Here is a 23,721-nt window from a genome sequence, read left to right as displayed (position 1 = left end):
GCGAGCCGTCCCGTCAGGAAAGGACGAAGCCGGCATAACCGTCGCGCGCGACGTCGGCGCAATGGGCGGTGTACCGGCCGAGCCCACCGACATAGGGCATGAATATCTCCGGCTTTCCGGCGATGTTGGAGCCCGAATACCAGGATTTCGTCCGGGGATAGAGCGTCGCCTGCGCCACCTCGTTGACATGCTCGACCCAGGCGTCTTGCGCGTCGGGCGACGCCTCGATCGTCTCGAACCCCCGGTCGCGCATATGGTCGAGGCAGTCCGCGATCCAGTCGACATGCTGCTCGATCGACAGGATGACATTGGCGAGCACGGAGGGGCTGCCCGGGCCGGCGACCACGAACAGGTTCGGAAAACCGGCGATCGACAGACCGAGATAGGTCCGCGGACCATCGGACCAGGCCTCGCGCATCGTCCGGCCTCCGCGTCCCGTGATGTCCATCGCCAGCAGCGGGCCGGTCATCGCGTCATAGCCGGTCGCGAAGACGATGGCATCGACTTGGCAGGTCCGTCCCGCGGTGACGATGGCGTCGCCGGTGATGGTCGATATCGGGTCCTCGTTCACGTCGACCAGCGTGACGTTCGGACGGTTGAACGTCTCGTAATAGCCGCTGTCGAGGCAGATGCGTTTCGTCCCGATGTGATAATGCGGGGTCAGCTTGTCGGCGACGTCGGGCCGCTCCACCATGTCGCGGATCTTGCGCTGGGCAAATTCGGTCGCCGTCCGGTTCGAATCGGCGTTGATCAGGAGGTCGGTGTACGTCCGCATGAGCAGCGTACCACCCCTGTCCCACCATTTCTCATAGTCCGCGGCCCGCTGCTCCGCCGGCACGTCGAGGGCCGATCGGGTCGCGACGTCGGACGGCGGCCTGTAAAGCCCGCTGGGGGACGCCTTGTTCGATCTCGCGATATCCGCGAAATTGCGTCGGCGTTCTTCCACCTGTTGCTCCGTCAGGGGGGCATTCCGGGCGGGAAGGCTGAAATTCGGCGTGCGCTGAAAGACGTAGAGGCGCTCGGCTTGCGCGGCGATGTTCGGGATCGCCTGGATTCCGGACGAGCCGGTCCCGACGACCGCCACCCTGCGCGCGGTGAAGTCGACGCCGTCGTGCGGCCAGCGCCCCGTATGATAGACGTCGCCTTTGAAATCCTCGATTCCCGGCAATGGCGGCGTTTGCGGCAGCGACAGCGCGCCGGTCGCCGCGATCAGGAACGGCGCGACGTGGCGCGACCCGTCATCGGCTTCGACCTCCCACTCGGCCGCCGCTTCGACGAAGCGTGCGCGCGTGACGCGGGTATCGAAGACAATGTCGCGGCGCAGGTCGAAGCGATCGGCGACATGGTTGATATAGGCCAGGATTTCGTCCTGCCGGGCGAAGCGCTCGCTCCACGTCCATTCGCGCTGAAGCGCGTCGGAGAATGTATATTGATAGTCGAGGCTTTCGACGTCGCAACGCGCGCCCGGGTATCGATTCCAGTACCAGGTTCCCCCGACGTCCGACCCGGCTTCGATGACGATCGCCCGTCGGCCGGTCTGCCGCAGCTTGTGGAGCATGTAGAGCCCCGCCAGTCCGGCGCCGATGACGATGACGTCGTGGCGCATGGCGTCGTTGTCGGTCATGATCGGCTGTCTCCATTGGTGCGCGATGCGAAAGCCGCGGTTCGGCCGCGGCGCACGAGGCGTCCGGGAAGCCGGCCGGTGGGGAGGCCGTCGCGATAGGTCACTTCTCCGCTGACGATGGTCGCGGCGATTCCGTCGGCCCTTTGCCGCAACCGCCTCCCGCCCGCCGGCAGGTCGTGAAAGACGGCGGGGCCGTGGAGGCGGAGCCGCTCGAGATCGATGATGTTGAGATCGGCTTTCTTTCCGACCGCGATCGTTCCGCGATCGGACAGACCGACGGCGTCCGCGGGTATCGCGGACAGCTTGCGCACCGCGTCGGGCAGCGTGAGCCCGGCGCCGGGTGCGGCATCGCGGACCCAGTATGTCAGCAGGAAGGTGGGATAGCTGGCGTCGCAGATCATCCCATAATGCGCCCCGGCATCTCCCAGCGCGACGATCGTGTTGGGATCGCGCAGCAATTCTCCGGCGGCGTCGAGCCTGTGGTCGATGAAATTTCCGCTGGGGCAATAGAGGATGGCTTTGCCGTCGTCCTCCAGCAGGCAGTCGTACAGCAGATCCGCCTTGCTGCGCCCCGCGCGCGCCGCCAGCCGGCCGATCTCCTCGTCGGGCGTCGGATCGTATCGGGGCGGATCGCCGAGCCGATAATGTTCGCGGTCGAGCGAGACCATGCGAAGCGCCGGAAGATTGTCGGATTGCGGCGTTTCGGCGAGCAGGCGTGCACGGATCGTCGGATCGCGCATTCGGGCGACGCGCTCGGGCAGCGGCAGATCGCGCAGCGGGGCGTAAGAGGGGTTCAGCGAAAAGGGATGATAGGAAAGGTCGAGGCCCAGCAGCGTGCCGATCGGGCGCGGGAATATCTGCCCGCGAATGGGGGCGCCGGCGGGCTGGTCGGTGGCCAGCCTGTGCCGGAAGACGCGCCATGCATCCTTTTCGCCCGGATAGTTCGGCAGTTGTTCGGCGACGAGCGTGAACGACAACGGACGGCCGGACTTTTCGACCAGGCGCCGCATGAGCGCATATTCGTCCGCAGCGGTCGAATCGACGGCGGCGATGAGCTGGAAGACGCCGTCCCCGGCGCGCCGCAGCCCTTCCGCAAGGCCGAGCAGTTCCTGTTCCGCGGCGTCGACGCTCGGCGACAATTTGCCGGCTTTCGTGCGGTGCAGCAGGAAACGCGAGGTGGATACGCCGATCGCGCCCGCCCCGATCGCCTCTTCGACCAGCGCCGCCATGCGTTCGATTTCCCCGGGCGTCGCCGGCGCCCGGTCGACGCCGCGCTGGCCCATGACGAAGACCCGAATGGGGGAGTGGGGTATCTGCACCGCGACATCGATGTCGAATTGCCGCTGATCGAGGAAATCGAGGAACTCCGGAAAGCTGGTCCATGTCCACGGAAGGCCGGCGGCCATGACGACGTCGGGGACGTCTTCCACGCCTTCCATCAACGCCAGCAGCGCGTCGCGGTCGCCCGGCCGGCACGGCGCGAAGCCGACGCCGCAATTGCCCGTGACGACCGTCGTCACGCCATGCTCCGACGAAGGGGCAAGCCGGTTCTCCCATGTCGCCTGTCCGTCGAAATGCGTGTGGATGTCGATGAAGCCCGGCGTCAGGATGCGGCCGCGCGCATCGATCTCCTCTCGCGCCGGTCCGGCCCGGCCGACCGTCGCGATTCGCCCCGACGCGATCCCGACGTCGCCGGAATAGGGTTCGCCGCCCGTCCCGTCGACGATCAGCGCGCCCCTGATGGCCAGATCGAGCATCGTCACATCCTCCCGGCTCCATTATGTATGCTTGAATACTATATTAGTCCATACTATTGTGCGGGCGCGCGTCCGGAACGCGTCAAGAAAGGCGATTGGCATGGACACCCGCTACCCGGCCCGGATCGAAGATTTCCGCAAGGAGGTCAGATCCTATTTCGAGGATCTTGTGCGCCGCTTCGGCGGCGACGGCTCGACCGAGAACCGCACGCATTACCGGGCGCTGGTTCGACAGCTCGGCGCCGACGGGTGGCTCGGGATTTCGCTCGCCGAGGAATGGGGCGGCGGCAACCGGTCTGCGGTCGAGCAGCTCATCGTTTCCGAAGAGGCCGAACGCGCCGGGGTCTCGCTGCCCTTTCTGACCACCCATACGGTCGGACCGCTGATCCAGCGTTTCGGCAGCGCCGAGCAGAAGCAGCGGTTTCTCCCCGCGATCGTCCGGGGGGAGATATTGTTTTCGATCGGCTACACCGAATCCCAGGCGGGCACGGACCTCGCCAGCCTCTCCACCTCGGCGGTTCCGCACGCGTCGGGCTATGTGGTGAATGGCGAGAAGCTGTTCACCAGCTTCTCCAACGTCGCCGACTATGTGTGGCTCGCGGCGCGCACCGATCCGCAAGCACCGCCCCATCGCGGCATTTCAGTCCTGCTCGTCCCCACCGATGCGCCCGGCTACTCGTGGACCCCGCTGGACATCCTCGATCACTATCCGGTGTCGGTGACGCGGTATCAGGATGTCGTCGTGCCGTCGGACAATCTGGTCGGCGGCGAGGGGAACGGCTGGAAGCTGATCATGGGGCAGTTGAGCCGCGAGCGGGTCCTGTGCTTCACGGTCGCCGGCACCGCGCATATGGTCGAGCAGGTGACACAATGGGCGTGCCGGACGGTCGGTATCGACGGCCGCCGCATCATCGACCGGCCGTGGGTGCAGACGAACCTCGCCCGGATGCGCGCGCATCTGGAGGTGTCGCGCCTTCACGCCGCCGAACTCGCCGCGGCGCTCGATCAGGGCGAGATCGGCTTCGCCCAATCGTCCAGCTACAAGGTCTTCGCGAGCGAAACGCTGATCCTGTGCCAGCGCCTGCTCCTCGAAATATTGGGGGCGCAGGCGCCGCTGCGCGGCACCTCGCCGATGGCGGTCCTCGAGGGCAGGCTCATCAAGGCCTATAACGGCTATCTGGTGAAGCAGTTCGGCGGCGGGGCAAACGATATATTGCGCGGCCTGATCGCGACCGACGCGCTCGCCTTTCCGCGCATTCGCTAGATTTCGAGGGAGCAACCCAATGGACTTTCAGCCTACCGACCTGCAACGATCGGTCGCCGATCTGGCCGATCGCCTTCTCCGCGATGCCGCCGGCGAAGGCCGGTCGATCGCGGCGCTGGATTCGGCGCAATGGTATGACGCGGCGCTGCATCGGCAATTCGCCGACAGTGGGCTTTACGGGATCGGCGTACCCGAAGCGCTCGGAGGCAGCGGCCTCGGTATGCGGGAGGCCTGTTCGGTGCTCGAACGGATCGGCGCGCACGGGGGGCGGGTCCCCTTTCTGTCCAATGTCGTGCTCGCCGCGATGCCGCTCGCCCGCTTCGGCCGGTCGGCGAGGCAAAGCGATGTCGCCCGCCGCATCGCATCGGGATCGCTCTGTGCGACGGCGACGCTCGACGAACCGGCGATGGAAACGCCGTTCGGGCTCGCCACGACGGCGGTGCGATCGGGCGACGGCTTCCTGCTCTCGGGGATCAAGACCTCGGTCGCGGCCGGCATGATGGCCGACTTCGTCCTCGTTCCCGCGCGGATGGAGGACGGGGAAAGCGGCCTGTTCCTGGTCGATGTGATGTCGTCCGGCGTCGCGTGCGAATTGCAGGTTTCGGCCGACGGCTCGCCGGAGGCGCTGATGACGCTCGACGCGGTTCCGGTCGCGGGCGACATGGTGCTGGGGGACGAGGCGGAGCGCGCCTCGGTGCTCGACTGGATCGTGCAGCGCGCCCGCGTCGCCGTCGCCGCCTGCCAACTCGGCGCGGCGCAGCGCGCGCTCGGCATCACCGCCGAATGGGTCAACCAGCGCGAACAGTTCGGGCGGTCGCTCGCGAGTTCGCCGATGGTCGCGCTGCGTGCCGCCGACGTCTACATCGCCATCGAGGCGCTGCGCCTGACCATGTGGCACGCCGCGGACCTGCTGGCGGCGGACATCCCGGCGGCCGATGAAGCATCAAACGCCAAATATTGGGCGAGCGAGGTCGGCAGCCTGACTGCCGCGACGACCCATCTGCTGCAGGGCGGGATCGGCGTGGTCATGGAGTCCGAACTGCCATGGCTCACGCTCAGGCAGCGGCACCTCGAATTCCAGTTCGGGGCCGCGCGCCAGCAGCTCGCCGAAATGGGCGCCCGGCTGGCGGCTGCCTAGCCGCTAGGCCTGCTGACGCCACTCCGACAGGATGGCTTCGGCTGACGTGCGGGATTGTGCGACGGGTCGCGGTCCTGCCGAGGGATGGTTGGAAAAGCGGGGGGCGGGGGCAGGCTGCACGACGCCCTGCTCGACCCGATGCACGCCGCGTTCGATCATGTGGGGATGGCGGGATGCTTCGTCGAGACTGAGCACCGGCGCGAAGCAGGCGTCGCTTCCGTCGAAGATCGCTTCCCATTCGGCCCTCGTCTTGCCGGCCACGATGTCCGCGAACCTGCTGCGCAAACCGGACCAATCCGACTGCTCCATCTGGCGTCGCGGGTCATGGTCCAGGCCCAGCTTCTCGCACAATATGGCGTAGAATTGGGGTTCGATCGCGCCAAGGGCGATGAATTTGCCGTCGGAACAGCGGTAGGTGCCGTAAAAATGGGCGCCTCCGTCGAGGATGTTGGTTCCCGGCGTGTCCGACCAGCGGTCGCGCGCCCGGAGCGAGTAGAAGGTCGACAGCATGTGGGACACGCCATCGCACATGGCGGCGTCGACCGTTTGTCCGCAGCCGGTGCGGCGCGCCTCGATCAGAGCCGCCAACACGCCGACGACCAGATAGAGCGAGCCTCCGCCATAATCGCCGACGAGGTTGAGCGGCGCCACGGGAGCGCCATCGGAGCAGCGAATCGAATCGAGGGCGCCCGTCAGCGCGATATAGTTGATGTCGTGCCCTGCGATCCGGGCAAGCGGCCCCGCCTGTCCCCACCCCGTCATCCGCGCATATACGAGCGCCCTGTTGCGCGCCGCGAGCCGGTCCGGCCCCAGGCCCATCCGCTCCATGACGCCAGGCCGGAACCCCTCGATGACGACATCGGCGGCGCAGGCGAGATCGAAGGCCCGCAGGCGGTCCTCCTCATCCTTGAGGTCGAGCTCCACGACCCGCCGCCCGCGAAAGATGAAATCCTCCGGCGTCTTGATCCCTGTATCCGGTCGCGCGATCGAGACGATCTCCGCTCCCATGTCGGCCAACATCATCGCGGCGAAGGGGCCCGGCCCGATCCCCACGAATTCGACGATGCGGATTCCTTGCAAAGGTCCGGTCATATCCTGCGATTGCATCGGAATGCCTTTCAATAGTATTGAATAATATGGTATTATACAGTATCATATCCTACTATAGCCAGAGAGAAATCGTATGCGTGGTGGAGGAGGGGAGCGGAATTGACTGGTGCCGATTCGTTCGATGCGTTACTGGCCGCGCGAAGCAGTTGCAGGGCCTTTCTTCCCGATCCCGTCGATCGGTCCATCATCGAGGCCATCCTTGCCAGCGCGCAGAAGACGGCGTCCTGGTGCAACAGCCAGCCCTGGCAACTCTTCATCACCACGGGCGCAGCGACGGATCGCTTTCGTGCGGCCTATGCCGCGGCGGCGGAACGGTCGGAGCCCGCCCCCGACTTCGAATTTCCGTCCGAATATTCCGGCGTCTATGGTCAGCGGCGCCGGGAATGCGGGCGCCTGCTATACGAAAGCCTGGGTATTGAGCGCGGCGATCGCGCACGCGCGCAGGAGGCCGCGCGTGATAATTATCGATTTTTCGGGGCGCCGCACGTCGCGATCGTGACGTCGCCGGCCGACCTCGGTCTCTATGGCGCGATCGATTGCGGAGCCTATGTCCATAATTTCATGCTTGCGGCAAAAAGTCGCGGCGTCGCGAGCATCGCTCAGGCAGCCCTGGCGCGCCATCCCGAGGTGATACGCCGTCATTTCGGAATGGCGCCCGATCGCCGGGTCGTTTGCGGCATCTCCTTCGGCTACGCCGATCCGGCCCATCCCGCGAACGCCTTCTGTACGCCGAGGGCCGCTATCGCCGAAGCGGCGCACTTTTTCGAGGTGTAGCGGGTGCCGGCGTGAGCGATCGGCCGGGCGGCCTCAACTTTGCGCCGCTGTTTAGCCGGCGGAAATCGACGCGCCTGGTCGTCTGACCGAAATGCCCAGTTCCTCCCGATCCCAGTGAAACTCGCCGTTGGGCCGGTTTCTGAGTTCATGCTTGCGTATGCGCATGCTCGGCGTTTTCGGAAATTCATCCGTGAGCGCAGCGAAGCGGGGGACCATGAAATAGGGCAGACCATGCGCGCAGAAGTGAAAGAACGCGTGGGGATCGAACGTGCCCGGATCTTCGACGACCAGCCACACCTTTACCTCGTCGTCTCCGCCGTCCGACACCGCCCCGACGCAGGCGGCCTCGATGACTCCCGGAAAGAGCGCCACGGCCTTCTCGACTTCCACCGACGAGATATTCTCCCCGCGACGGCGAAGCGAATCCTTGACGCGGTCGACGAAGAAGAACCTGCCGAGCGCGTCCCGTCGCATCACGTCGCCGGTATGGAACCAGCCGTTGCGCCAAGCCTTTGCGGTTGCGGGGCTGTTGCCGATATATTCGCAGATGATTTGCCACGATTGTCGCGTCCGCAGGATCAGTTCCCCCGGCGTGCCTTCCGGAACGTCGAGGTCGTTTTCGTCGACGAGCCGGCATTCGTAGTCGGGGGTGAGCCGCCCGCAATAGCCGTCGCGCAGTTCGTCGTCGGGATGGCTTGCGAGCGGACCCGGGACCTCGGTCGAGCCATAGCCCGTCCGGATTTCGGCAATGCCGAAGCGCTGCTTGAACGCCTCCGGATCGCGGGGCGGCGGGCTGGCGAGGACGATGCGCACCTTGTGATCGCGATCCGACGGGCTCGGGGGCTGCTTCGTCAGAAACGGCACCATGCTGCTGATCAGCGCGGTCATCGTGACCCCGGCGCGGGCATTGTCCTGCCAATAGGTCGAGAGCGAAGGGGCCGAGCGCACATGCAGGCGCACCCCGCATCCCAGCGCGGCGACGACGAAGCGCAAGGCGGCGCCATGATAGAGGGGGATGTCGACGAGCAGGCAATCCTCGCTGCCCCGCGATCCGTCCGCGACGAAATTCGCGCCGCCGCGCAGACCGTGCAGATAGGTGCAGCTTGCCAGCTTCGACGGCCCGGTCGTTCCCGACGTCAAAAGGCAGATCGCCGTGTCCCAATATTCGATCGGCCGGTCCAGCCGGGGCGGCGTGCGGTCGGCCCCGTGCATCTCCTCTGCAAGCGCGATCGGGATCGAGAGGTCTTCTTCATCGAATACTGGCGCGAAGCTCGCATTCGTGACGATCAGCGCCGGCGCCGACAGCTCCAGAAGATGCCGCAGCATCGCGCCGCGGAAGCCGACGTGCGCGGGGACGATAACCGCTCCCAGACATGCGATCCCCCACCAGACGCGCAGGAAATCGGCGCCGTTCGGCAACATCACCAGAACGCGGTCATCGCGGCGGATGCCCCGCGCGCTGAGTTCGTTCGCGAAGGCATAGGCCGTCCCCAGCGCCTCGGCGCGGGTCAGCGTCCCGCCATCCTCGAAGCTCACCAATATCTCGTCGGGCGAGCGACTTGCCCCGCGTTCGAGCAGGGATCTGACGACGACCTCTTCGGACTTGATGACTCGTTCGGTCATTCCGGAACCCCCGCGCATCTGCATGTCTTCGGCATCGAATGCGGAGAGCCGGTCAGGCCTCCAGCAATGTGATCATGCACGCGGCCGCACCATTGAAGATGCTGCCACCGGCATTTTCGGCGAGGCCGATCCGGGGATTCGCGATCTGCCGCGGCCCGCATCGCCCGCGCAACTGATTGGCCAGTTCGACGATCTGGGCGGCGCCCGTGGCTCCGACGGGGTGTCCACGCGCAGTCAGGCCTCCCGAGGGATTGATCGGCAATCGCCCGTCGATCCGGCTCGCTCCGCTGCGGATGAGCGACGGGCCGTCCCCTTGCGCGACCAGCAGCAGCTCCTCCGGCACCATGATCTCGGCCGGCGCGGCGGCGTCGTGCAGCTCGACCAGGCTGACGTCCTCGGGCGATATGCCCGCCGCCTCGAACGCCTTGGCGGCGGTCCGCGAGACGATCTCGTGATTGTCCTCGATTTCGGCCGACGCGAGCAGGCTCGTCCGCACTTTCGGGCCCTTCTTGCCCTTTGCCCTGGCGAAGCCGGAGGAGCAGAGGACGATCGCCGCCGCGCCGTCGCCGATGCCGGCGCACATGGGACGGGTGAGCGGTGCCACGATCTCCCGCGCGTTCAGGACATCCTCGCGTGAGAGCGGAACCTTGACCTGCGCGATCGGGTTCAGGCTGCCGTTCCGGGTATTCTTTGCCACGACGTCCGCAAAATCCTCCGCCGTCGCCCCCGAGCGCGCCATGTAGTTTCGCGCGTTGGCGGCATAGATTTCCATGAAGACCGGGCGGGGCTTGCCGCCATCGCCGGCCGTCTCCTGTCGCAGCGACACGTCGGTTGCGGCTGCCAGCGCCTTCGTCGCGAGGGTCCGATCGGTCGAAGTCATCTTCTCGGCGCCCACGACCACCACCACGTCGTGCATGCCCGACTGGATCGCGAGATGCGCGAGATAGAAGGCCGAAGAACTCGATGCGCAGGCATTCTCGACCGCCGCCATCGGTCGCCCGACCAGCAGCGACTGCGACAAGATGGTCTGCGAGCGGATCATCTCCTGTCCGGTCACGACACCGCCCACGGCGTTGCCGACCAGCACGAGCCCGACATCCTTGCCCTCCAGACCCGCGTCCGCGAGCGCCTCCGCCACCGCTTCGGCCGCAAGCGTTCGAGCCGGCGTATCGACGAACATTCCGAACCGACTGGCCCCCGTGCCGATGATGATAGTTTCCATTGCGGATTTTCCTCTGGAGGAGCGCGGGAGACGGCAACGGTCCGGCCCGGCGCTCTATTGACTGCAATATTCCCAACCGCCCGCGGATCGTGCCGTTCGAGGGTCGTCGCCTCCGCTGACTCGATTCCCGAAGCGTCGTGCGACGATTGGAATGTTATAAAATATGCATGGATATGGTATTGGTCAATACCATTTAAACAGTAACTGGAAACCGCTGTGAGGCGACCGTTGCCTTTTACGCAACTGATGATACGGCCGGATCACCCGACTCCGAGGCGATCGGCGAAATGATCGCCGTGGCGCGCTCGCAATTCGGTCTTGAGAAGCTTGCCCGTTGCCGTGTGCGGCAGATCGTCGACGAACAATATATCGTCGGGAAGCCACCAGCGCGCGACATGCGCGGCGAGATGGTCCAGTATCTCCGCCCGGTCGCCGCTTTCGCCGGGATGCAGCCGGATCAGCATCAGCGGCCTTTCCTGCCATCTGGGATGGGCGACGCCTATCACGGCCGCCTCGGCGACCTTGGGATGCGCGACGGCCGCATTTTCGAGGTCGATGGATGAAATCCATTCGCCGCCCGACTTGATGACATCCTTGGCACGATCGGTGATCTGGAGGAAGCCATCGGCGTCGATCCTGGCGACGTCGCCGGTATCGAACCAGCCGTCGGCATCGACGGCGCTTCCCGGCGCCTGACCGTGATAGGCGTCGAGCACCCAGGGGCCGCGCACCTTGAGCAGACCCGATAGCTCGCCGTTTCGCGGCAGCTCGCGGCCTTCCTCGTCCTCGATCCGCAGTTCGACGCCGAACACCGCGCGCCCCTGCAGTGCGCGCAGGTCGATCTGCGCATGCGGAGGCAGGCCGGCATGATGAGCCAGCGGACGGCAGACGGTGGCGACGGGGCTCGTCTCGGTCATACCCCACGCCTGTATCGTCTCGACGTCGAGAAGCGTGCGGAATTGTTCGATCAATGTGCGGGGTGTCGCCGCGCCGCCGGTGAATACCCGGTTGAGCCTGAGCGCCGCCCGCTCGTCGCTCGACCGCTCGCGGCGCAGATGATCGAGGAAGGCCAGCCAGACCGTCGGGACGCCGAGCGAGAAGGTGACGCCCTCGTCGCGCATCAGATCGTGAAGCGAGACGGGATCGAGTGCCGAGCCGGGAAGGACGAGCTTCGCGCCCGCCATCGCCGCGGAATAGGGAATCCCCCACGCATTGACGTGAAAGAGCGGCGTCACGACAAGGATCGAATCGGCAGCGGCGAGCGCCATGGAGTCGGCCGCGAGTGCGCTCATCGCATGCAGCACCGTCGATCGATGGCTGTAGAGGACGCCTTTCGGATTCCCCGTCGTCCCCGAGGTGTAGCACAGTGCGCTCGCCGAATTCTCGTCGATGGCCGGCCAGCGCTCGATGGGGCGCGTTTCGGCGATCAGGCTGTCATAGGCAATGGGGTCGGCGATCGTCGTTGCGGGTATCGTCGCCTGCGGCGCGAGGACGATCACCCGTTCGATCTTCGGCAGGTCGGCCAGCATCGGTTCGACCAGTGGCAACAGGTCGGGATCGACGCAGAGCACGCGCGCCCCGCCATGGTCGAGAATATAGCGGATCTGTTCTGGAAACAGGCGCGGATTGACCGTGTGCAATACCATGCCTGCCGCGCTGACCCCGTAATAGAGCTCGAGGTGCGGCAGGCGATTCCACGCCAGCGTCGCGACGCGGTCTCCCGGACGAAGTCCCAGGTCGGCCAACGCCGCCGCGACGCGGCGCGCGCGGCTTTCCACGGTTCGCCAGTTCGACCGGGTCAGCCTTCCGTCTTCGCCGCGCGACACGATCTCGCGGAGCGGATGATTGGTCGCGGCATGCTGGATCAGCATCGCGGTCGTCAGCTGGTGCGTCTGCATTGCGCCGAGCATCGTCTCTCTCCTTCCAAAGCTGGGCTGCGACCTGATCGCGTGCCCCGGCGCGCAAGCGAAGCAGGGCATGATGCGTGCCCCGACAATCACATTTGCGAAATTGGCGCCGTCGTCGCCGGACCGCGAGCCAGGCGGCGGCGGCCGTGGCTATGGGCACCCCAAGCAGGATGGGAGATGCCCGATGAATCTGGCCCTGACCCCCGAAGACCGGGAATTCCAACGGGAGGTCCGCGCCTTTTTCGCGAACACCATTCCCGACGCATGGAAAACGACGGTGCGCGCCGGACTGCGGCTGCCGCCCGAAACATTGACCGCCTATCAACGCTGCCTGGCCGACCGCGGCTGGGGGGCGCCCACCTGGCCGACCGAATATGGCGGCACCGGCTGGACGCCGCAGCAGCTCCACATATTCTGGTCGGAAGCTTCGGCGGCCGATGCACCTTCGCAATATCACCAGGGGCTCGAACTGATCGGGCCGATCATTTTCACCTATGGCAGCCAGGCGCAGAAGGATTTCTATCTGCCGCGCATCATCAGCGGCGAGGATTGGTGGTGTCAGGGTTATTCGGAGCCGGGCGCGGGATCGGATCTGGCGGCACTGCGCACGCGGGCGGTACGCGATGGCGATACCTATATCCTGAACGGCCACAAGATGTGGACGAGCTATGCCCATGTCTCGACCCGCATGTTCGTGCTGGCGCGCACCTCCAGCGAGACGCGGCGGCAGCAGGGCATTTCGCTGCTGCTCGTCGACATGGATACCCCCGGCATCCGAGTCAGCCCGATCCGTACGCTCGACGAAAAGCATCACACGAACGAGGTGTTCCTCGACGATGTCCGCATTCCGGCCGCGAACCTGGTCGGCGAGGAGGGCATGGGCTGGAATTACGGCAAGGTTCTGCTCGACCGCGAGCGGATGGTCGCCGCTGCGACCGCGATGTTCCTGCCGCAGACGCTGCGCGCCGTGCGCGCCGCGGCCGCGCGGCGACGGACATCCACGGGCCCGCTGATCGAACAGCCCGGCTTTCGTGCGAAGCTGGCGCAGGTGGAGATCGAGGCGCTGGGAGTGCAATCCATGGTCTTGCGCCTGATGGCCGATGCGGCGGCGGGTGCGGATTCGGGACCGCGTGGATCGATGGTCAAGCTGCGCTGGTCCGAGTTGCTACAGCAGGCGATGACCCTGTGGATCGAAGCGCTGGGACCGCAAGCGCAGCATTTCGAACCGCTCGATGGCGGCGGCCTGTCCGACGACATGCCGCTGGCGCTTCAGGGCGCGCTCTTCTCGCGTGTCACGACCATCTATGGTGGGTCGAGCGAGATTCAGCGCAACATCATCGCGCGCCGCGCGCTCGGGCTTTGAAGGGGAGGGGCCGATGCAGTTCGCCTATAATGACGAGCAGCAGATGCTGCGCGACAGCGTCGAGCGTTTCGGCGAAGAGGAATGGAATGCCGCCGACCGCCTGAAGCGCCTGGCCGAAGGCCCCGCGGGCGGTCGCCGCCGCTGGGCGAAGATGGCCGAACTCGGATGGCTGGCGCTGCCGATTTCCGAGAGCGAGGGCGGACTGGGCGGCGGGCCGGTCGAGGTCATGGCGATCATGGAAGGCATCGGCCGGCACCTGATGACCGATGCCTATGCCAGCCATTGTGTCCTTGCGCCGGCGCTGATGCGCGGCGGCGGCGAACATTGCGCGGTATTGCTCGAACAACTCGGCGCCGGTGCGATCCGCATCGCCGCCGCGTTGATCGAGGATAGCGGGTTCGACCCCGCCTCGATCCGCACCGAAGCGCTCGCCAACGGTGGCGGCGTTCGTTTGTCCGGCACGAAGATCCATGTCGAGGATGGGGCCGACGCCGACTGGTTTCTCGTTTCGGCGCGCACGTCGGGAAGCGCCGGCAGCCGGGACGGCATCGGCCTCTTTCTCGTGCCCTGCGATGCGGACGGACTGGACGTCCGGCGATTCCGGTCGGTCGACGGGCATCGGCATGCCTCGCTCGTGCTCCGCGAAGTCTCCGCCACCCCGGTTGGAAAAATGGGGGAGGCGGCCGATCGGATCGATCTGGCGATGGATCGCGCCATTCTCGCCGTGCTGGCGGAATCGGTCGGTTCGATGGAAGCCTCTCTTGCGGCGACGCTGGACTATGTCCGGACGCGCCAGCAGTTCGGCGCGCCGATCGGAACATTCCAGGCGGTGCAGCACAAGCTGGTCGACATGAGCCTCGCCTGCGAGGAGGCGCGCGCCCTGACGATGGTCGCCACGGCCCAATATACGCAAACGGCATCGGATGCGGCGCTGGTGGCGGCGGCAAAGGTCCGCGTGGCCCAGTGCGGCATCGCCGTCACCCAGCAGGCCGTCCAGCTGCACGGGGGTGTCGGAACGAGCGAGGAACTGGTGGTCAGCCATCACCTGCGACGCCAGATGATGCTGGAACTGGCCTTCGGAGATGCATCCTTCCACAAGGCCCGCTTCGCCGACGCCTCGTTCCGGTAGGCGCGGCGATTCTGGCGGGCAGCCGGGATCGGCCCGGCAGTCGCATGTTCAGATGACGAAGAAGCCGTGCGTGCCGTCGCGCTCCAGCTGGGCCACCAGCCCGAATTCCCAATCGAGATAGGCCTGCATCGCTTCGACCGGATTGTCGGTGCCTTCATAGGGTCGTCGATAGCGATCGTCTGCCGCGGTAAGCCGTTGACCGGCTCCGGCGACCCATGCCAGCCCCTGGCTGCGCCAGGCCCCATTGCCGCCGTCGAGGGCGAGGACCTCGGCATTCACCAGCGGCTGCAATTCGATGGCCGCGAAGCGCGCCGTATAGCCGTCTTCGCTTGTCACGACGATCCGTCCGAACCTGTCGAGAACCGCAACCGCATCGGGCAGGCGACTGCGCATCGCGAACATGGCGTCGGGAATATGCCCTTCCGAATAGGATGTGCTGAGCGATACATCGACGACACCGCACGCGGCATCGCCAGCCATGTCGTGCAGTTCGGCCGCGGTGATCGCCGGTGCTTCGGGCGCGGGCGGGCGTGGGGCTTCATATTCGCCGGTCGCCAATTCGCCGTCAAAGCCGCCTTCGAGCACATAGGCATCCCAGCCCATCTGCGCGAGCCAAGAGGCGGACATGTCGGCGCGCGGGCCGATGTCGTCGGCCAGGACGATGCGGGCGCCGCGCACCGGCGCATACATGTCGGTCTCCTGCACTAGCTGCCCGCCGGCGATGTTGACGAACCCGTCGATATGGCCTTTCCGATATTCCTCCGCGGTTCGCACGTCGAACAGATAGAGCGTTCGCGACCGATCGTCCTTCAGCGCTTCGAGCTGCTGGGGGGACAGGCGCTTCACCCCGGCGCGGTAGGACACGGCTCGTGCCGCCGACCGGGCATCTTCGCGCTCCTTCTTGCCGACGTCGGGGAAACTTTCGGTCCGACCGCGATCCAGTTCCTGCCCCGCCAGCGTCCATCCGATCGTGCCGTTGCGAAGCGCCATCACCCTGTTCGGCAACCCTGCGTTGATCAGCGACTGCGTCCCGATCAGGCCGCGCGTGCGGCCCGCGCAATTGACGATGATCGTCGTTGCCGGGTCGGGCGCGATCGTCCGCGCGCGCAGCACGAGTTCGGCACCCGGAACGCTGATTCCATGCGGAATGCTCATCCGCTGATATTCGTCGAAGCGGCGCACATCCAGAACGACGAGGTCCGCGTCGCTCTCGATCAGGGCGCTAGCGTCCTGCGGGGAGACCGACGGGGTATGGCGGCGGGCCTCGACCAGTTCCCCGAAGGCCTTGCTGGCCGAATTGACATCTTCGAACAATTCATAGCCGGCGCCCTTCCATGCGGCGAGCTCGCCCTCCATGACCGAAACATCGGTATAGCCGATCGCCGTCAGACGATCGAAAGCCGGGACCGCATATCCTTCGCCGTCATCATAGACGACGACCGGTGTTTCCTTGCGCGGCACGAGGAGGAGGATGCGCTGTTCGAGATGGCCCAGAGGCAGGTTGGCGGCGAACAGGGGATGGCCGGTCGCGAACGCTGCCTCTCCGCGAAGGTCGAACAAAGCGATCTCCCGGCGCGACAGCAGTGCGAGACGGATCGCTTCGGGCGTCGTGAATTTCATTACGGCAGGCTCCCCGGCCAGTCGTCGGGAACGTGCGTCGTGGAATAGTCCGAGACGAAGCTCCGTCGCTGCCCGTCGATGGTGTAGATGTGGCGTTCGATGCGGCCGATGTCGCCGCCATACACATGGATGCTGACCGATGCGGTTTCCGCGGCATTGCTGACCCTGTGAATATCACCGGTTTCGGGGTCGAGAACCGCGACGTCTCCCGGATGCAGTATCTGCGTGTCGCCGGCAACGAGCGATCCCTGCCGTCGATGGAAGCCTTGTGAGGCTTCCCGCCCGCGAAGCATGCCCACGAGCCCCCATGTGCAATGATCGTGGATCGGCGTCGACTGGCCGGCCGCCCAAACGAAACTGACGACGCTGAAGCGCGCCCGTGGATCGAGATGCAGCAGATATTGCCGGTAGCTTCGTGAATCGGGGAGCGCGAAGGGCGCCGGCAGCCAATCGTCACGCGCCACAAGGTCGGACAAGAGGCTGGCGCCCCGATCGAGATCGGGCCGCCGATTCCACCCGTCGACCGCCTCGGTGAATCGGGCGATGAATCGGTTCCAGCGCGCGATGGGAAGGGCCGCGTTCATCCATCGACCGATAGCGCAGCGGAAATGCCAATGCCCGCCGCGCGGCCGCGCGGCCGGCTTATTTCATGCGTGATTTGGATCGCAGACGGGCAAGTTCCGTTGCAGCGCCGGGGCTGATCCGGCGGTGTGCCTGCGCGAAATTCATCGAAAAGGAAAATAGGGTCATGATTCTTCATCACGCAAAAGGAAGCTGTTCGCTCGGAATCCTCGTGCTGATCGAGGAATTGGGGATCGATTGCGAGGTTCGTTATGTCGATCTGCCCGGCGGTGAGCAGCGAACGCCGGAATTCCTGGCGATCAATCCGAAGGGCAAGGTGCCCGCGCTGATCCGCGACGACGGTCAGCTCATCACCGAATGGCCGGCCATCGCTTCCTATCTCGCGGCCCTGAAACCGGAACGGCAACTGCTGCCTGCCGATCCTCTGGGTCTGGCTCGTGTTCTCGAAGCCGTCGAATATGTCGTTTCGACCATGCATATGCAGGGCTTCTCGCGGATCGTCCGGCCCGAGAATTTCTGTCCGGATCGGGATCAAGCCGAACAAGTGAAAGAGAGGGGGCTCGAGATTTTTCGTTCGGGTTTCGACCTGTTCGACGGGGCGCTGGAAGATCGGCCGTTCGTCGCCGGATCATTCTCGATCGCCGACGCGGCGCTCTTCTATGCCGAATGGTGGATGGTCAATCGGCTGGACGGCCGATTGCCGCGCAATTGCGGCGCACATTATGAGCGCCTGATGGACCGCGCAGCCGTGCGGCGCGCCCTCGATCGCTGATAAAGAGGGAGGGGGCGCGACCGGCGGCGCCGGTCAGACTCCCAGACGGACTGCGACGAGTGTGGCCGCCAAGGCCGTCAGCGTCGCAGCACCGACGATGACCAGTTGCCTGCCGCCGCCCCCGGTCAACTGCCGGAGCGGAGAGCGAACCGCCGTTGCCGTCACGGCCGCCGCCAGCAGGGCCGCGGCCAGACGATCGGCCTGCGCTCCCACGAACCCGGGGACGATTCCCAGCGAGTTGATCCCGGCCATGACGAAAAAGCCCACCACGAAAAGCGGGACGCCGGGATGCCGCCGGCCGGTCTCCTCCGTCCGGAAACAGAGGGCGATGATCGCCAGCACCGGAGCGAGCAACGTCACTCTCGTCAATTTGACGATCGCCGCCGTCTGTCCGGCCGCGTCGGAGAAGGAATAGCCCGCTCCGATCGCTTGCGAGACGTCGTGGATGGCGGCGCCGAGCACGAAACCGGCGTCGATGTCGCTGAACGAAAGTTTGTGCAGCAGGATGGGATAGGCGATCATCGCGATGGCGCTCATGCCCGACACCCCCACCAGCACCAGTGTGAGCTGCGCCTGGCTGATCCGCCGTTCGCCAAGGGTGGATGCGATCGCCATCGCCGCCGATGCGCCGCAGATTCCGACCGCGCCCCCGGCGAGGACCCCGAAGCTGTTGCCAAAGCCGAGCAGGCGGCTGATCCCTACGGCGACCAGCATCACCAACGCCATCACGATCATCGTCGCGATCAGAACGCTTGGGCCCAGGTCGGCGATCTGGCCGAAAGTGATCTTGAGCCCGACGAGGACGATGCCGGCGCGGAGCAGATATTGCGATGCGAAGGCCAGCCCCGCGTCGAGCCGCTCGTCGGCGGACAGGAAGTTCAGCGCGAGGCCGGTCAGCAACGCCGTCAGCGTCAGCGGCATGGCATAACGGTCGGCGATGAATCCGGCCGCGAGCGTCGCCATGCAGACGACGACGAGCCCAGGCAACAGGCTTCGCCACGTGTGATCGGGGCGGTCGATGATGTCGCCGTAAAGGTCGCATGCCATGGGATAGGGCGAGGATCCGGCCATGGAATCTCCTGTGGCCCGCGGCGATGGCAAGCCCTGAACGGATGAAAGGGACATGCCGGCCGGCGGGGACCGGCGGCGCTAGCGTGCGTCCAGATCGATCACGCGCGTCAATTCCCGACGCGCGATCTTCCATCCTTCGGATGTGCGTCGATATTGGTCGCGATATTCGCCGACAAGCTCGACGCCCCCCATGGCAACCGGAAGCGAACGGTCGCCCGCCGGGCCATAGATCGCGAGGCCGATGCAGAAACCTTCCGCATCGTCGGGGCCATGGACGGTGATCCTGGGATTGACGAGGAGATGCCGGCGCAGCCTGTCGGAGTGGACGATGATCTGATCCATCGCCGCGCGCAGACCGGCATGGCCGGACACTTCGAATACGGGTTCGGGCACCACGCGCGAAAAGACGCAATCCTCGGTCCACAGCGTCAGGAATGCCTCGATGTCGAGTGTGTCGTTATAGATATTATAATCGACCATCAGCCTATGGCACTCGCGCTCGATGAGCATCTTGTCGAGTTCGTTCATCGGTGAATCGACCTTCTAGCGGGCAGAAAGACCAGCAGTCGCGTCGCCGCGGCCATCCTCGGAATAGGCGGGGTTGCGCGAAGCGGCGAGCAGCCAGTCGGGGTCGACGTACCCGTCCTGGGCCGACGACCCGATGTCGTGCCTTATCGCCGCATAGCGTTCTTCGATGAGGCCGGCATATTCGGGATGCGAGAAGATGTAGAAATCATTGTCGCGAATGGCGCGCAGAACGCGACGACCGACCGAGACCGGCTCCATCATCTCCGGGTTGATCGGCCGGTTCGACAGAAAACCTGCCTCTCGATCGAAGCCGGAGCCCAATTGCTCGTTGCGGCGCTCGGCGGACGTGGTGTCGAGGCTGCTCTGGACGCCGCCGGGACATAGAAGCGAAACGCCGATATTGCGAGCCGCAAGCTCTGCACGCAGCGATTCGGACAGCGCCGTCACCGCATATTTGGAGGCACTGTAGGTCGCGAGGCCGGGCGGGGCGATCAGTCCCGCCATCGATCCCGTATTAACGATATGTCCCGCCGCCCCGCGTGCGACGATGCGCGGAACCATCGTGCGGACGCCCAGAAACGGCCCCATGACGTTGATGTCGAAGACAAGCCGGAAAAGCTCTTCGTCGGTTGCTTCCAGCAGCAGGCGCGTTCCGTCGGTCCGTCGTCCCTGCCCGACGCCGGCATTGTTGCAGAGGATGTCGACTGCCCCGAACCGGGCTTCGGCATCGTCGGCCGCGGCTTTCCATGACGCCGCAGAGCGCACGTCGAGGTCGACGCCATGACAGGCGAAACCACTTTCCGACAAGGCGCCGACCGCCGTCTCCCGCCGCTCGGCATGGACGTCGGCGATGACCAGCTTCATTCCCGCTTCGCCGAAGGCCTGCGCCATGCCGAAGCCGATGCCGCTGGCGCCGCCGGTGATGAAGGCGACCTTCCCCTCCACTTGTTCCATGGTCGATGTCCTCTCTGCTTCGGCCGCCTGCGGACGGACCGGAAAAATGTGGCAGCGCCGTGCGCCGCCGGGCTCATTTGATGGCGAAGACGTGATACAGCGGGCCGTCGTCGGTGCGCATACCGTTCGATACGGTGATCACGCGGTTCAGCCATTCATATTTTTCATGCGCGGTTTCGAACCGCGGCGTCGTGTGCAGATAGAGGTCTTCATAAGGGCCGGGTTCGCGGCGGGCGAAGCGCGCGGCGGCTTCCGGCGAGGTCGGTGTCGACAGCCCGGTATATTGCATCGAGATCAGCGCGCCATCGTCGGTCTCCAGGGCGGTGCGCACGTCGATCAGCATCGTTCCGTCGCTGCGCCAGGATACCCAGTCGGCACCCCCGTCGAGGACGCGGCCTCGCATTCTGGGCCCTTCGAAGGTGCCGCCGACGACAGGGAAGATGCCCCGCTTGTTCTCACCACCCACGGGCTGAGCCCGGTCATAGGCGACATCCAGCCGCATCGCGAACAGCGGTTCCCAGGAAAGGGTTTCGATTCCGGCCATCTTCATCCTCCACTCGATTTCAGGGCGGCCATGCCGCAGACATTCCGGCTTGTAGAGCAGCAACCCCGGCAGGCTCCAAATCGCGCGCCGGCGCCGGTCCCAAAATCACATTCGTAAAATTGGGGCGCAAGGCGATTTGGACTACGACTTGCCGACCGATTTGCGCCACGATGTCCGCAAGCCTTCCCACCAGAGGCATGGCTGAGATGGCAGAGGAGCGACCATGACTCGTGAAACGGGCACCGCCGAGGGACAGGGCGGCGAAGGTGGGGCCGCGAATGTTTCGCCGTCCTACCGCCGCTATATTCTGACATTGCTGCTGGTCGTCTCGACGCTCAATTTCCTGGACCGCCAGATCATCAACATTCTGGTCGAGCCCATCAAGCAGGACCTGCAACTCGCCGACTGGCAACTGGGAATGCTGACCGGGCTGAGTTTCGCACTCTTCTATTCGGTATTGGGATTGCCGATCGCGCGACTGGCCGATCGCTCCAACCGACCGGTCATCATCGGGGTTTCGCTGCTCGCGTGGAGCGCCTTCACCGCGTTGTGCGGCCTTGCCGGCTCGTTCGTTCAGTTGCTGCTCGCGCGCATCGGCGTCGGATGCGGTGAAGCGGGGGGCGGGCCTCCCTCTCATTCGCTGATCGCCGATTTCACGACGCCCCAGAATCGCGCCTCCGCCCTCGCCTATTTTTCGTTGGGCAGTCCGGTCGGCACATTGCTGGGCCTCGGTCTCGGCGCGATCGTCGCCGATGCGTTCGGCTGGCGAATGGCTTTCTTCGTCGCGGCGGTTCCCGGCATTCTTCTCGCCGCCGTTCTGATGGCGACGGTCAAGGAACCGCGGGACCTTCGTTCGCTCAAGGCCGGGCCGAAGGCGGGGATCAGGGATGCGTGGATCGAATTGCGGTCCAAGCGCACGTTCTGGTGGATATGCTTTGCAGGCGCTGCAACATCCGTCGCAACCTATGGCCAGGGCGCGTTCTGGAGCTCCTTCTTTCTCCGCGTCCACGGGGAGGAAATCGCGGCGCTGGCCCCGGCCGGCACCGGACCGCTGGTGCTGGTCGGCCTCAGCCTTGGCCTGGTAAAGGGGCTTAGCGGCGTGGCCGGCGTCATCACCGGTGGATTGATCACCGACCGTCTCGCCCGGAACGATCTGCGCAGCTATTGTTCCGTCCCGGCCATCGCTCTCATACTGGCGTCTCCGGCCTTCGTCCTGGTGATGCTGGCGCCCGGTTTCACGACCGCCGCCGGCCTTCTGATCCTTCCCGTCTTTCTGTCGAGCCTGATATTCGGCCCGTCCTTCGCGGCAGTGCAGACGCTGGTTTCGCCCGGAACGCGCGCGACGGCGGCGGCGATCCTGCTTTTCATCCTGACGCTGACGGGCCTCGGACTTGGGCCGCTGCTCATCGGCATATTCTCCGACCTCTTCGCGGCATCGCTCGGGAGTGCGGAAGGATTGCGCTGGGCGCTCCTCCTGACCGCGCCCGCGAATCTGGTTGCCGGGATAGGCTTCTGGCTGGCCCGCCGAACCATCGTCCAAGAACTTGAACTTGATTGAACCGAGGCTTTTGCATGATTCCCGACCATCTTTTTGAACCCTTCCGTTCGCCCGGACTCGATCTGCCCAACAGGGTCGTCATGGCCCCCATGACGCGATGTTTCAGCCCCGATGGTGTGCCCGGCGACGATGTGGTGCAATATTATCGCCGGCGGGCGGAGGGCGGAGCGGGGCTCATCATTTCGGAGGGGGCGGCGATCGACGAGCCCGCCGCGGTTACAAACCCTCGAATCCCGCAATTCCATGGAGAAGAACCGCTCGACGGGTGGCAGCGGATCGTCGATGCGGTCCACGCTGCCGGCAGCGCATTCTTCCCGCAGCTCTGGCACACCGGGGCGGCGCGGCAGTCCGAACTGAGCGCCAATCCCGAAGTGGAGGCCATTTCGCCTTCCGGCTTGTTTGCTCCCGGACAGGCGGTGGGACGCGCCATGACCGATGCGGACATCGAACGGCTTGTGGCGGCTTATGGCCAGGGGGCAGAGGATGCGAAGCGGTTGGGCTGCGACGGCATCGAGCTCCACTTTGCCCATGGCTATCTCGTCGACCAGTTCTTCTGGCCAGAGGTGAATCTGCGCGCGGATGCCCATGGCGCCGACCGCTATCTGCTCGCCGAAGCGATCGTGGCCGAGTGCCGGCGGAGGGTGGGGCCTGGCTTCCCGATCGGCCTGCGTTTCTCGCAGTGGAAGCAGCAGGATTACGATGCCCGGATCTTTGCAAACCCCGCTGATCTTTCCGCATTTCTGACGCGCATGGTCGATGCCGGCGTGACCATCTTCCATTGCTCGTCGCGGCGCTTCTGGGAACCGGAATTCGAAGGTGAAGCGCTCAACCTAGCCGGATGGACCAAGAAGCTGACGGGCGTGACGGTGATCACCGTGGGCTCCGTCGGGCTGAACCAGGAATTTCTGGTCAGCAGGACCGGGGTCGATACCGCGATCGATGAAAGCCGGCTGGAAGCGCTGAATGGCATGCTGGCTCGCAGCGAATTCGACCTGGTCGCTATCGGCCGGGCGCTTCTGGCCGATCCGCTCTGGCCGCGCAAGGTGCGCGCCGGCCGGTTCGAGAATCTGGTCACCTATTCAAAGGACGCGGAACGGACGCTCGCCTGAGCGTCCGGGCGTACTCATTCAAAGGGAGAAGGATATCATGGGTTTGATCGATTTTCGGGCGCGGCCGAATAC

General features: G+C 65.4%; 20 protein-coding genes. 8 read left to right on the top strand and 12 right to left on the bottom strand.

The genetic code is table 11. The features are described 5' to 3' along the window. Positions 1 to 13: 13 nt before the first annotated feature. Together SGR02S_RS01115 and SGR02S_RS01110 are read right to left on the bottom strand one after the other, a co-directional pair. Positions 14 to 1,624 carry a flavin-containing monooxygenase gene (locus SGR02S_RS01115; protein WP_067105178.1) on the bottom strand — a complete coding sequence of 537 codons (1,611 nt, stop codon included), beginning with the start codon at positions 1,622 to 1,624 and terminating at the stop codon, positions 14 to 16. Next, positions 1,621 to 3,381 (bottom strand): N-acyl-D-amino-acid deacylase family protein, encoded by a 1,761-nt coding sequence (locus SGR02S_RS01110; protein ID WP_067105177.1) that lies wholly within the window; start codon positions 3,379 to 3,381, stop codon positions 1,621 to 1,623. The genes SGR02S_RS01115 and SGR02S_RS01110 overlap by 4 nt, the downstream gene beginning before the upstream one ends. A gap of 100 nt (positions 3,382 to 3,481) precedes the next feature. Here SGR02S_RS01110 and SGR02S_RS01105 point away from each other — a divergent pair, with 100 nt between their 5' ends. Both SGR02S_RS01105 and SGR02S_RS01100 read left to right on the top strand, forming a co-directional pair. Further along, positions 3,482 to 4,645 carry an acyl-CoA dehydrogenase family protein gene (locus SGR02S_RS01105; RefSeq protein WP_067105176.1) on the top strand — a complete coding sequence of 388 codons (1,164 nt, stop codon included), beginning with the start codon at positions 3,482 to 3,484 and terminating at the stop codon, positions 4,643 to 4,645. Between the two features lie 19 nt (positions 4,646 to 4,664). Continuing rightward, on the top strand, positions 4,665 to 5,783 hold the full coding sequence (locus SGR02S_RS01100) for an acyl-CoA dehydrogenase family protein (protein ID WP_067105175.1): 1,119 nt from the start codon (positions 4,665 to 4,667) through the stop codon (positions 5,781 to 5,783). Between the two features lie 3 nt (positions 5,784 to 5,786). On the opposite strand, the gene SGR02S_RS01095 is transcribed toward SGR02S_RS01100, so the two are convergent. Next, on the bottom strand, positions 5,787 to 6,875 hold the full coding sequence (locus tag SGR02S_RS01095) for a CaiB/BaiF CoA transferase family protein (RefSeq protein WP_169799607.1): 1,089 nt from the start codon (positions 6,873 to 6,875) through the stop codon (positions 5,787 to 5,789). A 117-nt stretch (positions 6,876 to 6,992) separates the two neighbouring features. Here SGR02S_RS01095 and SGR02S_RS01090 point away from each other — a divergent pair, with 117 nt between their 5' ends. Further along, positions 6,993 to 7,667, top strand: a complete 675-nt coding sequence (locus SGR02S_RS01090) for a nitroreductase (protein ID WP_067105174.1) — start codon at positions 6,993 to 6,995, stop codon at positions 7,665 to 7,667. Between the two features lie 51 nt (positions 7,668 to 7,718). Here the strand turns inward: SGR02S_RS01090 and SGR02S_RS01085 are convergent, their stop codons facing one another. The 3 genes from SGR02S_RS01085 to SGR02S_RS01075 form a co-directional block, all read right to left on the bottom strand. Then, positions 7,719 to 9,290, bottom strand: a complete 1,572-nt coding sequence (locus SGR02S_RS01085) for an AMP-binding protein (protein WP_169799606.1) — start codon at positions 9,288 to 9,290, stop codon at positions 7,719 to 7,721. Between the two features lie 52 nt (positions 9,291 to 9,342). Continuing rightward, positions 9,343 to 10,512, bottom strand: a complete 1,170-nt coding sequence (locus SGR02S_RS01080) for a thiolase family protein (RefSeq protein ID WP_067105172.1) — start codon at positions 10,510 to 10,512, stop codon at positions 9,343 to 9,345. A 260-nt stretch (positions 10,513 to 10,772) separates the two neighbouring features. Beyond that, positions 10,773 to 12,422, bottom strand: coding sequence for a long-chain fatty acid--CoA ligase (locus SGR02S_RS01075; protein ID WP_067105171.1), 1,650 nt, complete (start codon positions 12,420 to 12,422; stop codon positions 10,773 to 10,775). Between the two features lie 181 nt (positions 12,423 to 12,603). Here SGR02S_RS01075 and SGR02S_RS01070 point away from each other — a divergent pair, with 181 nt between their 5' ends. Together SGR02S_RS01070 and SGR02S_RS01065 are read left to right on the top strand one after the other, a co-directional pair. Continuing rightward, on the top strand, positions 12,604 to 13,782 hold the full coding sequence (locus SGR02S_RS01070; RefSeq protein ID WP_067105170.1) for an acyl-CoA dehydrogenase family protein: 1,179 nt from the start codon (positions 12,604 to 12,606) through the stop codon (positions 13,780 to 13,782). A 13-nt stretch (positions 13,783 to 13,795) separates the two neighbouring features. Further along, positions 13,796 to 14,911 (top strand): acyl-CoA dehydrogenase family protein, encoded by a 1,116-nt coding sequence (locus SGR02S_RS01065; RefSeq protein WP_067105169.1) that lies wholly within the window; start codon positions 13,796 to 13,798, stop codon positions 14,909 to 14,911. Between the two features lie 48 nt (positions 14,912 to 14,959). On the opposite strand, the gene SGR02S_RS01060 is transcribed toward SGR02S_RS01065, so the two are convergent. Continuing rightward, positions 14,960 to 16,531 (bottom strand): rhodanese-like domain-containing protein, encoded by a 1,572-nt coding sequence (locus tag SGR02S_RS01060; protein ID WP_067105168.1) that lies wholly within the window; start codon positions 16,529 to 16,531, stop codon positions 14,960 to 14,962. Beyond that, the gene (locus SGR02S_RS01055) at positions 16,531 to 17,115 is read right to left on the bottom strand and encodes a cysteine dioxygenase family protein (RefSeq protein WP_067105167.1); all 585 of its coding nucleotides are present in this window, start codon (positions 17,113 to 17,115) and stop codon (positions 16,531 to 16,533) included. The genes SGR02S_RS01060 and SGR02S_RS01055 overlap by 1 nt, the downstream gene beginning before the upstream one ends. A gap of 164 nt (positions 17,116 to 17,279) precedes the next feature. Here SGR02S_RS01055 and SGR02S_RS01050 point away from each other — a divergent pair, with 164 nt between their 5' ends. Then, positions 17,280 to 17,885, top strand: a complete 606-nt coding sequence (locus SGR02S_RS01050) for a glutathione S-transferase family protein (protein ID WP_067105166.1) — start codon at positions 17,280 to 17,282, stop codon at positions 17,883 to 17,885. A gap of 33 nt (positions 17,886 to 17,918) precedes the next feature. Here the strand turns inward: SGR02S_RS01050 and SGR02S_RS01045 are convergent, their stop codons facing one another. The 4 genes from SGR02S_RS01045 to SGR02S_RS01030 all read right to left on the bottom strand — a co-directional run bounded on the left by SGR02S_RS01045 (position 17,919) and on the right by SGR02S_RS01030 (position 21,045). Continuing rightward, a complete protein-coding gene (locus SGR02S_RS01045; RefSeq protein ID WP_255211356.1) occupies positions 17,919 to 18,956 on the bottom strand; it encodes a YeiH family protein in 1,038 nt (345 codons plus the stop codon). Between the two features lie 78 nt (positions 18,957 to 19,034). Beyond that, positions 19,035 to 19,484 carry a nuclear transport factor 2 family protein gene (locus SGR02S_RS01040; RefSeq protein WP_067105165.1) on the bottom strand — a complete coding sequence of 150 codons (450 nt, stop codon included), beginning with the start codon at positions 19,482 to 19,484 and terminating at the stop codon, positions 19,035 to 19,037. Positions 19,485 to 19,499: 15 nt separating this feature from the next. Beyond that, positions 19,500 to 20,438 carry an SDR family NAD(P)-dependent oxidoreductase gene (locus SGR02S_RS01035; protein ID WP_067105164.1) on the bottom strand — a complete coding sequence of 313 codons (939 nt, stop codon included), beginning with the start codon at positions 20,436 to 20,438 and terminating at the stop codon, positions 19,500 to 19,502. 73 nt (positions 20,439 to 20,511) lie between these two features. Then, positions 20,512 to 21,045 carry a DUF3237 domain-containing protein gene (locus SGR02S_RS01030; protein WP_156482908.1) on the bottom strand — a complete coding sequence of 178 codons (534 nt, stop codon included), beginning with the start codon at positions 21,043 to 21,045 and terminating at the stop codon, positions 20,512 to 20,514. Between the two features lie 250 nt (positions 21,046 to 21,295). On the opposite strand from SGR02S_RS01030, the gene SGR02S_RS01025 reads away from it, so the two are divergent. Together SGR02S_RS01025 and SGR02S_RS01020 are read left to right on the top strand one after the other, a co-directional pair. After that, complete coding sequence (locus SGR02S_RS01025; RefSeq protein WP_234002561.1) at positions 21,296 to 22,540, top strand: spinster family MFS transporter; 1,245 nt, start codon at positions 21,296 to 21,298, stop codon at positions 22,538 to 22,540. Between the two features lie 14 nt (positions 22,541 to 22,554). Next, the gene (locus tag SGR02S_RS01020) at positions 22,555 to 23,649 is read left to right on the top strand and encodes an NADH:flavin oxidoreductase (protein WP_067105161.1); all 1,095 of its coding nucleotides are present in this window, start codon (positions 22,555 to 22,557) and stop codon (positions 23,647 to 23,649) included. Positions 23,650 to 23,721: the final 72 nt, after the last annotated feature.

Origin of the sequence: Sphingopyxis granuli NBRC 100800 (assembly GCF_001591045.1) — a bacterium.
Taxonomy (GTDB): domain Bacteria; phylum Pseudomonadota; class Alphaproteobacteria; order Sphingomonadales; family Sphingomonadaceae; genus Sphingopyxis; species Sphingopyxis granuli.
Note: the sequence above shows the minus strand (reverse complement) of the source record. Positions and strands in the feature narration are given on the sequence as shown.